Source organism: Actinomyces sp. oral taxon 169 (assembly GCF_013394715.1).
In the GTDB taxonomy this organism is placed as follows: domain Bacteria; phylum Actinomycetota; class Actinomycetes; order Actinomycetales; family Actinomycetaceae; genus Actinomyces.
On the sequence record NZ_CP058259.1, the window covers coordinates 883,283 to 895,229 of the forward strand.

General features: G+C 70.9%; 12 protein-coding genes. All 12 read left to right on the forward strand.

Annotated features, from left to right (window positions below):
* The first annotated feature begins 33 nt into the window (after positions 1-33).
* Entirely contained in the window at positions 34-1,563 is a 1,530-nt protein-coding gene (locus tag HW274_RS03785) for an ABC transporter ATP-binding protein (protein ID WP_185989223.1), read from the forward strand.
* Positions 1,560-2,867, forward strand: coding sequence for an ABC transporter permease (locus tag HW274_RS03790; RefSeq protein ID WP_185989224.1), 1,308 nt, complete (start codon positions 1,560-1,562; stop codon positions 2,865-2,867). The genes HW274_RS03785 and HW274_RS03790 overlap by 4 nt, the downstream gene beginning before the upstream one ends.
* A gap of 3 nt (positions 2,868-2,870) precedes the next feature.
* Positions 2,871-4,163, forward strand: coding sequence for an ABC transporter permease (locus tag HW274_RS03795; protein WP_185989225.1), 1,293 nt, complete (start codon positions 2,871-2,873; stop codon positions 4,161-4,163).
* Positions 4,160-4,594, forward strand: coding sequence for a cytidine deaminase (locus tag HW274_RS03800; protein WP_185989226.1), 435 nt, complete (start codon positions 4,160-4,162; stop codon positions 4,592-4,594). The genes HW274_RS03795 and HW274_RS03800 overlap by 4 nt, the downstream gene beginning before the upstream one ends.
* A 24-nt stretch (positions 4,595-4,618) precedes the next feature.
* Positions 4,619-5,977, forward strand: coding sequence for a thymidine phosphorylase (locus HW274_RS03805; RefSeq protein ID WP_221935783.1), 1,359 nt, complete (start codon positions 4,619-4,621; stop codon positions 5,975-5,977).
* Positions 5,974-6,777, forward strand: a complete 804-nt coding sequence (locus tag HW274_RS03810) for a hypothetical protein (RefSeq protein WP_185989228.1) — start codon at positions 5,974-5,976, stop codon at positions 6,775-6,777. The genes HW274_RS03805 and HW274_RS03810 overlap by 4 nt, the downstream gene beginning before the upstream one ends.
* A 77-nt stretch (positions 6,778-6,854) precedes the next feature.
* Entirely contained in the window at positions 6,855-7,085 is a 231-nt protein-coding gene (locus HW274_RS03815; RefSeq protein ID WP_185989229.1) for a hypothetical protein, read from the forward strand.
* A gap of 47 nt (positions 7,086-7,132) precedes the next feature.
* Positions 7,133-7,786, forward strand: a complete 654-nt coding sequence (gene deoC, locus HW274_RS03820) for a deoxyribose-phosphate aldolase (protein WP_185989230.1) — start codon at positions 7,133-7,135, stop codon at positions 7,784-7,786.
* Positions 7,787-7,949: 163 nt separating this feature from the next.
* Positions 7,950-9,134: a metal ABC transporter substrate-binding protein gene (locus HW274_RS03825; protein ID WP_185989559.1), complete on the forward strand. Its 1,185-nt coding sequence runs from the start codon at positions 7,950-7,952 to the stop codon at positions 9,132-9,134.
* Positions 9,135-9,142: 8 nt separating this feature from the next.
* Positions 9,143-9,970, forward strand: coding sequence for a metal ABC transporter ATP-binding protein (locus HW274_RS03830; protein WP_396027387.1), 828 nt, complete (start codon positions 9,143-9,145; stop codon positions 9,968-9,970).
* Positions 9,967-11,025, forward strand: a complete 1,059-nt coding sequence (locus tag HW274_RS03835) for a metal ABC transporter permease (protein WP_185989232.1) — start codon at positions 9,967-9,969, stop codon at positions 11,023-11,025. The genes HW274_RS03830 and HW274_RS03835 overlap by 4 nt, the downstream gene beginning before the upstream one ends.
* Complete coding sequence (locus HW274_RS03840; RefSeq protein ID WP_185989233.1) at positions 11,022-11,912, forward strand: metal ABC transporter permease; 891 nt, start codon at positions 11,022-11,024, stop codon at positions 11,910-11,912. Before HW274_RS03835 ends, HW274_RS03840 begins: the two co-directional genes overlap by 4 nt.
* Positions 11,913-11,947 lie beyond the last annotated feature (35 nt).

Consider the following 11,947-nt stretch of genomic DNA (forward strand, 5'->3'; position numbering starts at 1 on the left):
GAGCCTCCACCGCCACCCGGAAGCGAGCCTGTTGTGAAGCTTGAGCTGCGCGGGATCACGAAGGCCTTCGGGCCGCTCGTGGCCAACGACCACATCGACGTAACCGTCGAACCCGGCCAGATCCACGCCCTCCTGGGCGAGAACGGCGCGGGCAAGTCCACGCTCATGAACGTCCTCTACGGCCTCCACCAGCCCGACGCCGGAGAGATCCTCATCGACGACGAGCCCGTCACCTTCTCCGGTCCGGGCGACGCCGTGGCCGCCGGCATCGGCATGGTCCACCAGCACTTCATGCTCGTGCCCGTCTTCACTGTGGCCGAGTCCGTCGCCCTGGGCTACGAGCCGGTCGGGTCGCTGGGGCTCATCAACACCGGCGCCGCCGCCGCCAAGGTCACCGAGATCTCCCGCCGCTTCGGCTTCGACGTCGACCCCGACGCCCTCATCGAGGACCTGCCCGTGGGCGTCCAGCAGCGCGTGGAGATCATCAAGGCCCTGGCCAGGGACGCCAGGATCCTCATCCTCGACGAGCCCACCGCCGTGCTCACCCCGCAGGAGACCGACGAGCTCATCACCATCATGCGCGAGCTCAAGGCGTCGGGCACCTCCATCGTCTTCATCACCCACAAGCTGCGCGAGATCCGCGAGGTCGCCGACACCATCACCGTCATCCGTCGCGGCCGCGTCGTCGGCACCGCTGAGCCCACCGCCTCGGCCGCCGAGCTCGCCGGTCTCATGGTCGGCCACGACGTCTCCTTGACCGTCGACAAGCCCCCGGCCGACCCCGGGGACGACGGGCTCGCCCTGGAGGGCATCAGCCTCATCGAGGACGGCACCGCCCTGCTTGAGGACATCGACCTGCACGTGCGCGCCGGCGAGATCCTTGCCATCGCCGGCGTCCAGGGCAACGGCCAGACCGAGCTGAGCGAGGTCATCCTGGGACTGCGAGCGCCCACCACCGGCTCCATCGCCTTCGACGGCCAGGAGGTCACCCGCCACACGGTGCGCCGCCGCCTGCGAGCCGGACTGGGCTTCGTGCCCGAGGACCGCGCCACCGACGGCATGGTCGCCGAGTTGTCCGTCGCCGAGAACATGGTCCTGGACCGCTACGACGACCCCTCCCTGGGGCGGGGCCCGTCACTGTCCCCGACGCGCGTGCGCCACGCCGCCCACCGGATGCGCGAGGAGTTCGACGTGCGCGTCACCGACGTCGACGACGCCATCTCCACCCTCTCGGGAGGCAACCAGCAGAAGGCCATCCTCGCCCGCGAGCTCTCCCGGCCCCTCAAGGTCCTCGTCGCCTCCCAGCCCACCCGCGGCCTGGACGTGGGCTCCATCGAGTTCGTCCACCAGCGCATCGTCGCCGAGCGGGACACCGGCACCGCCGTCCTCATCATCTCCTCCGAGCTCGATGAGATCTACGCCCTGGCCGACCGGATCGCCGTCATGTACCGCGGACGGATCGTCGGCACCGTCCCGGCTGACACCGCCCGTGACGCCCTGGGCCTCATGATGGCCGGCACCCCCGCCGAGCAGGCCCTCGACCCTCAGGAGCAGACACGATGAGCACCTCCACGACCGGCTCCAGCACCGAAGCGACCCCGAAGCCCCCGTCCGAGGACCACGCTGAGCACGGCCCGAGCGGCCAGGCCGCCCTGCTGCGGCAGATCGCCTCCTCACCGGCCGTCGTCGGGCTGCTCGCGGTCCTGACCGCCCTGATCCTCAGCTCGATCCTCATCCTCGCGGCCGACTCCGAGGTGCGCTACACCGCCACCTACCTGCTCAACCGCCCCGGCGACTTCCTCCACGCCACCGCCTCCACCCTGAGCGAGGCCTACAGCTCCCTGCTGCGCGGCGCCGTCTTCGACTGGCGCGCCACCACGGGCGTGCGCATGATCCGCCCCATCACCGACACCCTGACCAACGCCACCCCACTCATCATCGCCGGGCTCGGCATGGCGGTGGCCTTCCGAGCCGGCCTGTTCAACATTGGCGGCCAGGGGCAGATGATCCTCGGGGCGATCACCGCCTGCTACGTGGGCATCGCCTGGAACCTGCCCCCGGTGGCCCACCTGCTGCTGGCCGTCGTCGGGGCGGCCCTGGGAGGACTGGTGTGGGGCGGTATCGCTGGCGTCCTCAAGGCCCGCACCGGCGCCAACGAGGTGATCGTGACGATCATGCTCAACTCCATCGCCGCCCACCTGCTGTCCCAGGTGCTCAGCCTCAAGGACTTCAACGGGGAGGGGGAGACCGGCAACCGCAAGTCCCTGACCGTGGCGGATACCGCCCAGTACCCCTCACTGGCCGGCGACTCCTTCCGCCTCCACACCGGCTTCCTCCTGGCCCTGCTGGTCGCCGTGGCCGTGTGGTGGCTCATGGAGCGCTCCCGCCTCGGCTTCCAGCTGCGGGCCACCGGCCTCAACGCCGACGCCGCCCGCACCGCAGGCATGAGCGTTCCCTGGGTGACGAGCCTGGTCATGATGATCTCCGGCGCCCTGTGCGGGCTGGCCGCCACCGCGCCGGTCCTGGGCACCCAGAAGAGCATGGACGAGTCCGTCGTGGGCACCATCGGCTTCGACGCCATCACGGTGGCACTCCTGGGCCGCTCCCGCCCCCTGGGGACCGTGCTGGCCGGCCTGCTCTTCGGGGCGCTGCGCGCCGGGGGCACCGCCATGCAGGCCGCCCCGGGCACCCACATCAAGATCGTCCTGGTCCTGCAGTCCACGATCGTGCTGTTCATCGCCGCGCCGCCCCTGATCCGGGCCATCTTCCGGCTCCCGGAGCGCCGAGAGCCACTCGGTGGCACCGATCCGTCCCCCGCCTCAGTGCCGGCCGCAGCCCCGGCCGCTCCCGCCGCGAAGGAGGCCTGAGCCATGAGCGCATCAACTGCTTCCGCCGACTCTCACGCCGCGACCGCACCGGATGCCTCCGCGCCCGCGACGGCGGCGCCCATGGATCTGAAGATCCCGATCACTGGCGTCGTCGTGCTCCTCCTGCAGGGGCTCATGGCTCTGGGGGCCCGCGGCTCGACGACCTTCGACCTGACCGCCTCCTCCGACCTCTTCCGGCTCGGGGCCCCCGAGCTCAACGCGCGCCTGGTCATCCTCACCGCCGCAGGGATCGTCGTGGCGGCCACCGCCGTCGCCTTCGACCGCTCCCGGCGCCGCCGCAGGATTCCGACCTGGGTCGCCGTCCTCATCGGCATCGGATTCGTCCTGGCCTTCCTGGCCTGGGCAGGGGCCGGAAGCCGCGGCGTCATCCCCCTGGTGACCATCCTGTCCTCCGCGCTGGGACTGAGCGTCCCCCTCGTCTACGGCTCACTGGCCGGGATCATCGGGGAGCGCTCGGGCACCATCAACATCGCCATCGAGGGCCAGCTCCTGGGCGGGGCCTTCCTGGGTGCCGTCGTCGCCTCGGCCTGCTCCAACCCCTGGGTGGGGATCCTGGCCGCCCCCGTGGCCGGAGTCCTCGTGGCCCTCCTCCTGGCCCTGTTCGGCCTGCGCTACCGGGTCAACCAGATCGTCGTCGGCGTCGTCCTCAACGTCCTGGTCTCCGGGCTCACCGGCTTCCTGTTCTCCACCTTCCTGTCCTCCAGCCCCAGCCTCAACCGGGCCCTGCGCCTGCCCACCCTGGCGGTGCCGCTGCTGTCCCGGATCCCGATCATCGGGCCGGTCCTCTTCCGCCAGACGATCCTCGTCTACCTGATGTACGCGGCCGTGGCGGTCCTGTCCGTCATGCTCTTCCGCTCCCGGTGGGGACTGAGGCTGCGGGCCTGCGGTGAGCACCCCAAGGCCGCCGACACCGTCGGCATCAACGTCATGCGCACCCGCGTGGCCAACCTGGCCCTGGCCGGGGCGCTCGCGGGACTGGGTGGGGCCTTCTTCACCGTCGGCTCGGGCCTGTCCTTCGAGAACGACATGACCGCCGGCAACGGCTACATCGCGCTGGCCGCCATGATCCTGGGCGCCTGGCGGCCCCTGGGCTCCCTGGGGGCGGCCCTGCTCTTCGGCTTCGCCACCTCCGTGGCCCAGACCCTGCCGGTCATCGGCAGCTCGGTCTCACCGGACATCATCTCCATGATCCCCTACATCGTCACGATCCTGGCGGTGGCCGGATTCGTGGGCAAGGTGCGTGCGCCGGCCGCCGAGGGGGTGCCCTACCCGTGAGCAGCATCGTGCCCACCGATCTGACCGACGCCCACTGGCGGGCCCTGCACGAGCTCGCTGTGGAGGCCATGACCCACGCCTACGCCCCCTACTCCCGCTTCAAGGTCGGCGCCGCCGCCCTGGTCGACGACGGCCGACTCGTCTCGGGATGCAACGTGGAGAACGCCGGCTACGGCGTCACCCTGTGCGCCGAGTGCGGCCTCGTCTCCGAGCTCACCCGCACCGGGGGAGGCCGCCTGGTCGCCTTCGCCTGCGTGGACGCCCACGGCCGGGCCCTCGCGCCGTGCGGGCGCTGCCGCCAGCTCCTGAGCGAGCACGCCGCCGACGGTATGGTGCTGGCCATGCCCTCGGGGATGATGAGCATCGACGAGGTCCTGCCCGACCGCTTCTGCGCCGACGACGTCGAACGCGTCGTCGGCCCGCAGAGCTGAGGGCCGGCTGACCAGCAGCCACAGATGAAGGAGAACCCCGTGACCGTCCCCGCCACGCCCTCCGTCGAGCCCTTCGACGCCGTCGACGTCATCGCCGCCAAGCGCGACGGCGCCGCCCTGACCGACGCCCAGATCGACTGGGTCGTGGATGCCTACACCCGTGGCGCCGTTGCCGAGGAGCAGATGAGCGCCCTGGCCATGGCCATCTACCTGCGCGGCATGAGCCGGGCCGAGATCGCCCGCTGGACCGACGCCATGATCGCCTCCGGTGAGCGCATGGACTTCTCCGGCCTGACACGCCCCACGGCGGACAAGCACTCCACCGGGGGAGTGGGGGACAAGATCACCCTGCCGCTGGCGCCGCTCGTGGCCGTCTTCGGAGTGAGCGTCCCCCAGCTGTCCGGACGCGGGCTCGGGCACACCGGCGGGACCCTGGACAAGCTGGAGTCCATCCCGGGCTGGCGGGCCGACCTCACGGGCGAAGAGATCCTGGCGATGCTCGACGCCGACGGCCCCGGCGCCGTCATCTGCGCCGCCGGGGCGGGACTGGCCCCCGCCGACAAGCGCCTCTACGCCCTGCGCGACACCACCGCCACCGTCTCCTGCGTCCCCCTCATCGCATCCTCGATCATGTCCAAGAAGATCGCCGAGGGCACCGGCGCCCTCGTCCTGGACGTCAAGGTCGGCTCGGGCGCATTCATGAAGGAGATCGGCCAGGCCCGCGAGCTCGCCTCCACCATGGTGGCCCTGGGCACCGACGCCGGCGTGACCACCCGCGCCCTGCTCACCGACATGTCCACCCCACTCGGGCGCACCGCCGGCAACGCCCTCGAGGTCGCCGAGTCCCTCGAGGTGCTCGCCGGCGGGGGACCGGCCGACGTCGTCGACCTCACCGTGGCCCTGGCCCTGGAGATGTGCGCCGCCGCCGGCAGACCCGTGGAGGAGCACGAGGCCCGTGCCGCCCTGGCCGACGGACGGGCCATGGACATCTGGCGCGACATGATCTCCCGCCAGGGAGGAGACCCGGACGCACCTCTGCCCGTCGCCCCGGAGACCGAGACCGTCACCGCCCCGGCCGACGGGGTCCTCACCACCTTGGACGCCCTCGCCGTCGGGGTGGCCGCCTGGCGCCTCGGGGCCGGGCGGGCCCGCAAGGAGGACCCGGTCCAGGCCGTCGCCGGCGTCACCATGCACGCCAAGCCTGGCGACGAGGTGCGCGCCGGCCAACCGCTGCTCACCCTGCACACCGCCACCCCCGAGCGCTTCACCCGCGCCCGGGAGGCGCTCGCCGGCGGCATCGTCATCTCCGAGGCCGGATCGCCGGAGGCGGCCGACGCCGTGGCCCGCCGTCAGCGCGGCGTCATCCTGGAGCGCATCGGATGACCACGCCCCGGCAGATGGAGCCCGCCATCGTCGCCCGAGCCGTCAACTCCCGGCTGCGAGTGGGCCGCCTCACCCAGGCGGGCCAGGCCATCACCCTGACCCAGACCGACGCCACGACCTGCGGGCCCACCTGCCTCCTGGCCGCACGCCTGCTCCTGGCGCCCGGCGAGCGCGCAGCCGTGACAGGCGACCTTGCCCAGGAGATGACCGCCTCGCTACCCGGCCGGGAGGGCAAGCAGCTGATCTCCGTCCTGTCCCGCCAGCAGCTGCGTCTCCAGCGGGCCATGAATGTCCGCGGCCTGGGGGTCCTGCCCTGGCCGAAGGCGCTGGGCTCCACGCCCTGGTCCGTGGCCCGGCAGATGACCGAGATCGCGAGCACCTGCACTCTGGGCGGCGGGCGCCGTCGTTACACGGTGAGGTGGGTGAGCGACCACGGCCCCGCCTGGGGCAGTGAGGTCGCCTCGATCCGTGAGGTGCTGGCAGGCGGACTCCCGGTCATCCTGGTCACCGGCGGCCCGCTCGTCCTCGACGCCGACGCCGACGGCGAGCCCACGGCGAGGGCGAGGCTGCGCGCGTCCCTGGCGCGCACGCCGGCCGTGCCCCGCCACTACGTCCTGGCCCTGCCCTGGCGGACCATCGGGCAGGAGGACCCCGGTGAGGGGCGCGCACACATCTACGAGCCCTCCAGCGGCGCCGTGCGCCCCCTCGACCTGACTGCCCCGCGCGATCCGCGCCGTCCCGGCCCCCGCGAGCTCGGCAACTGGCCCCGCGTCCTCGCCGTCATCGCGCCCGAGAACTGACCATGGCGAGTATTCTTATGGCCCGAGAGGTTGAGAACCGGATACGCGAATCTACGTTCCGCTAAGGGTGGTGTCTGATGTCGACTGTCAGCCATGATGCGAGTCTCCGGGATATTCAGCGAGCCCTGGCGATCATGATCTTCACCGTCGGAGTCCTCGGGGCGGTGGCGATCCTGTCGGTTCCCTTCGCCATCGGCCTGTACGGTCTACGCGGACTATGGATCCCGGCAGTTCTCCTCATTCCGCTCGTCCTGCAGGCGTGGGCGCTTCGCGTCCTCCGCCGGGCAGAGTCGACGTTGCCCCGATGAAATCGGTCGGGACATGATGTCGTGACTGCCCACCAGGAAGGACCCCCATGACCACGCGCGCCCGGATCGCCCGCCTCATCGACCACACCCTCCTCAAGCCCGAGGCCACCACCGCCCAGGTCAATGCGCTCATCGCCGAGGCTGCGGACCTGGGCACCCACAGCGTGTGCGTCTCCCCGAGCCTCCTGCCGGTGGACGTACCCGACGACCTGCACGTGGCCACCGTCAGCGGCTTCCCCTCCGGTGCCCACGCCACCGCCGTCAAAGCCGCCGAGGCCGCCGACGCCCTGGCCAAGGGCGCCGAGGAGATCGACATGGTCGTCAACCTCCGCCTCGTCAAGGAGGGTGACGCCGACGCCGTCGAGGCCGACATCCGCGGCGTGCGCGAGGCCTGCCGGGGCGCCGTCCTCAAGGTCATCATCGAGTCCGCCGCCCTCACCGATGAGGAGATCGTCTCCACCTGCCGCGCCGCCGAGGCCGCCGGGGCCGACTTCGTCAAGACCTCCACCGGCTTCCACCCCGCCGGCGGAGCTTCCACCCACGCCGTCGCCCTCATGCGCGCCACCGTGGGAGAGCGCCTCGGCGTCAAGGCCTCCGGCGGCATTCGCACCGCCGCCGACGCCCTGGCCATGGTCGAGGCCGGCGCCAACCGCCTGGGCCTGTCCGCCAGCGCCGCCGTCCTGGAGGGGCTGGAGGACTGAAAGGAACCGCGCGTCACCGCACATCACCGCACCTCACGGACGGGCCCGGCACAGCAGCCGGGCCCGTCGTGTCCCCTTCGGTATGCAGCAGGAAGGATCGCCTCAACTTGCCAAGTTTCGGGTCCCCGAAACTATACTCGGCTCTATGAGAACCATCCCCAGTATGAGTCGCCGCAGCGTCGCGGCGCTCGCCTGCCTCGCCCTGTCCGCTCCCGCCCTGGCTGCCTGTGGTCACAGCTCGACCTCGGCCGACGCCGCGGGAACGGTCAAGGCGGTCGCCTCCACCACGCAGATCTGCGACTACATCACTCAGCTCGCCAGCGGCGACGCCTCCAGTGACCTCTCCTTCGACCGCACCGGCGCGGACGGCAAGACCCAGCACTTCGGAGCCGACGCCGCCAAGGCCACCTCCCACCTCAAGCTCACCTGCCTGCTGGCCCCCAACGCCTCAGCGCACGAGCACGACATGACCACAGCCCAGTCCAAGGCCCTGTCCGAGGCGGATCTCTTCTTCGTCTCCGGCGTCGACCTCGAGCACTTCCTGGACTCCGCCGTCGACTCCACCGGCTTCAAGGGCACCATGGTGGTGACCTCCGGGGTCGCCGGGGCCGCCGACGTCGACGACCTGGCCGCCCAGAAGAAGAAGGAGGAGGCCAAGCCCTACAAGGTCGACCGGGGCAGCGCCAAGGTCGAGGTCGCCAAGTGGCCCTTCCCGCCGGAGGAGGGGGAGAGCGAGCCCGAGTTCCGCTTCGACCCGCACGTGTGGACCTCACCGAAGAACGCCATCGTCCAGGTCACCAACATCGGTGCCGCCCTGGAGAAGGCCGCCCCCGACCAGGCCGGCGTCTTCCGCAGCCACGTGGACGCCTACGTCGCCAAGCTCAAGAAGCTCGACGAATGGGCCGCCGGCTCCCTTAACTCGGTACCCCAGGACAAGCGGGTCCTGTTCACCAGCCACGACGCCTTCGGCTACTTCAGCAAGGAGTTCGGCGTGAAGTTCGAGGGGGCCGCCCTGTCCGACTTCAACGCCCAGCAGGACGCCACCGCCGACAAGATCCAGCAGACCGCGGACAAGGTCAAGTCCTCCGGGGCCGTGGCCATCTTCGCTGAGAACTCCAACAACCCCAAGTCCATCCAAAAGGTCGCCGAGGTCGCCGGAGTCAAGGCGGTCATCGGTGATGAGGCCCTCTACGGCGACTCCCTGGGGACCCCCGGATCCGACGGCGAGACCTACATCGGCTCCATCCTCCACAACGTCTCCAACCTCACCAAGGCCTGGGGCGGTACGGTCACCGAGATCCCCGCCGACCTCGCCCAGTGGAGCCCCAAGGCCTCCGACGTCAAGTGAGGAACCGTATGACAGACCCCCGTGATCGCACTCCCTCGATGACCTCCCCAACCACCCGGACCGCTGCTGCCGAACCGGTCGTCACCCTGGAGGACGCCTCCTTCTCCTACGGCTCCTCCACCGTGCTCACCGGTGTCACCGGTCGGGTCCCGGCCGGGCAGGCCCTCGCCCTCGTGGGCCCCAACGGCTCGGGCAAGACGACACTCATGCGGGCACTGCTCGGCATGGTGACCGTCAGCAGGGGCCGGGTGCGTGTCAACGGGGCGGCACCGGGCAGAGCGCCACGGGGGTCCGTCGGATACGTTCCTCAGCTCAGCGACCTCGACCCCACCTTCCCCGTCACCGTGCGGGAGGTGGTCCAGATGGGCATGTACTCCCAGCTCGGCATCCTGCGGCGCCCCGGCGCCGAGGCCCGTCGTCGGGCGCTGGAGGCCCTTGAGAGCGTGGGGTTGGCCGACCGTGCCGACAGGCGCTTCGGCACCCTGTCCGGCGGCCAGCAGCAGCGCGTCCTCGTGGCGCGCTGCGTGGCCGCCCGGCCCCGCCTCATCCTCCTCGATGAGCCCTTCAACGGCTTGGACCAGCCCAACCGGGACGCCCTGCTGTCCATCATCACTGACCTCAAGGACCAGGGCATCTCCCTGGTCATCTCCACCCACGACCTCGTTCTGGCCCAGGAGACCTGCGAGCAGGCGGCCCTCCTGGCCGGACGGCAGATCGCCTTCGGCCCGCGCGACGAGGTGCTCGTGGCCCGCTATATCGACGAGGCCTACGGCGGCCACGGCACCACCCGGCTGCTGGGGCTCCGTTCCGGCGCGGGCACGCAGGAGCCGTCATGAGTGAGGCGATGACGCTCTTCAGCCAGGCCCTCGAGCAGCTGCGCCTGGCGGCCCTCAACATCCCCGGGCTCATAGGGCTGGCGACGTACCCCTTCCTCTTCCGCCCCCTGGTGATGGTGGTGCTTCTGGGCGTCGTCGCCGGCGTCATCGGTGTCATCGTCAACCTGCGCAGCGCCGAGTTCAGCGCCGAGGCCATGGTCCACGCAGTCTTCCCCGGGATCGTCGCCGGCGCCGTCTACTGGGGGATCGACGCAATCATCCCGGCGGCCTCCGTCGTCGCCGTCGCCGCGGCCGTGGTGCTGACCATCGTCTCGCACCGCTCGCATCGGGGGGAGGCCTCCGAGGCCGGCACCGCCGTCGTCCTCACCAGCTTCTTCTCCGTCGGGCTCATCCTGTCCCTGGCCAAGGGCGACATGTCCGGCCAACTCGAGGCCCTCATGTTCGGCCGCCTCCTGGAGGTCACCGATGAGCGCCTCGCCCAGGCGCTCATCGTGTGCGCCGTCGCACTGCTGCTCATTGCGGCGACCTGGAAGGAGCAGGTGGCCTACGCCTTCGACCGCACCGGCGCCCGCGCCTCCGGGCTGAGACTCCTCGCACTGGACCTGGTCCTCAACACCGCCATCGCTGCAGCGGTGGTCTCCGCCTCGACGGCGGTGGGGATCCTCCTGGTCATCGGCTACCTCGTCATCCCCGGTGCGACGGCGCGCGTCCTCGCCTCCCGGGTACGCACCATGGTCCTGGTCGCCATCGCCGTGGGTGTGGGCGGGGGATACCTGGGCATGCTGCTCATGGCCCTGCCCGAGACCTCCGACAAGCCCATCTCCCCGCAGGCCACCGTGGCCCTGGTGATGACCGGGATCCTCCTGATCGCCGTCGGCGTCTCAACCGCGCGCGAAAGGCTGCGCGGGCCGGCTCGGTGGGCCGGCTCGGCGCAGTCCGCAACAGCTGGGGTGACCTCGACGACGGTGGGCGCGGAGGCCAGTACCGATCCCATCGGGGGACCGGAGGGCTCGGCGAGTACCGTGACCCCGGCGACCGAGAGGAGCCGGGTATGAGAATCGGCTTCGACATCCTCCTGCTGCCCATCGTCGAGGTCCTTCTCATGGGGCTCCTGGCCGGGCTCGTGGGGGCGCTTGCACTGGTTCACCGCCGGATCTTCTTCACCGAGTCACTCACTCACGCGACCTTCCCCGGAGCGATCGTCGGCGTGGTCACCGCCGCCTGGTTCTCGCGGGCGGTCCTCGGTCAGCGCGCCGACTTCACCCTCCTGTCGGCGCTGGTGCTGGTGGGAGCCGCCGTCATGTGCCTGCCGATGATCTGGCTCATGCGGCGCCTCTCCCAGGTCCCCGGAATCTCCTCGCAGTCGGCCGCCGGCGTTGTCCTCACCTTCGGATTCGCTCTGGGCTACTTCCTCAACAAGTGGTTCGCCCCGCTGCCGATCAAGGTGGACTCCTTCCTGGCCGGATCCGTGCTCAACGTCAATCGCGTCGATGTCATTGCCGTCGGCACCGTCCTGGCGCTGACGGTCCTCGTGCTCGCGGTGGCCGGGCGGTTCCTCACCTTCTACAGCTTTGACCCGCTGGGATACCGCGCCAGCGGGCTGAAGCCCGCCTGGGCCGAGGGAACCGTCATGGTCATGATTACCCTGACCATCGTGATGCTCGTTCCCGCCGTCGGCACGATTCTGCCCATCGCGCTCATCGCCGCGCCCGCGGCCGCGCTGGCGCCGTGGACGCGCACCATGAGCCGGCTGCTGATCGGCGCCCCGATTCTCGGTGCGGTGACGTCCCTGGCCGGGTTGTTGATCGCAGTGCAGCTGAACCTGTCGGCAGGCGGAGTCATCGCCGTGGCCTGTGGAGTGGTCTACCTGGTCTCAGCCCTGCTCCACTGGGCCGCGACGCGCGGTGCCTGGGTGCGAGTGCCGCTGCTACGCCGGGGCTGAGCCTGCGCCGATCCTGCGCGGGCGCTCCCGGCGAC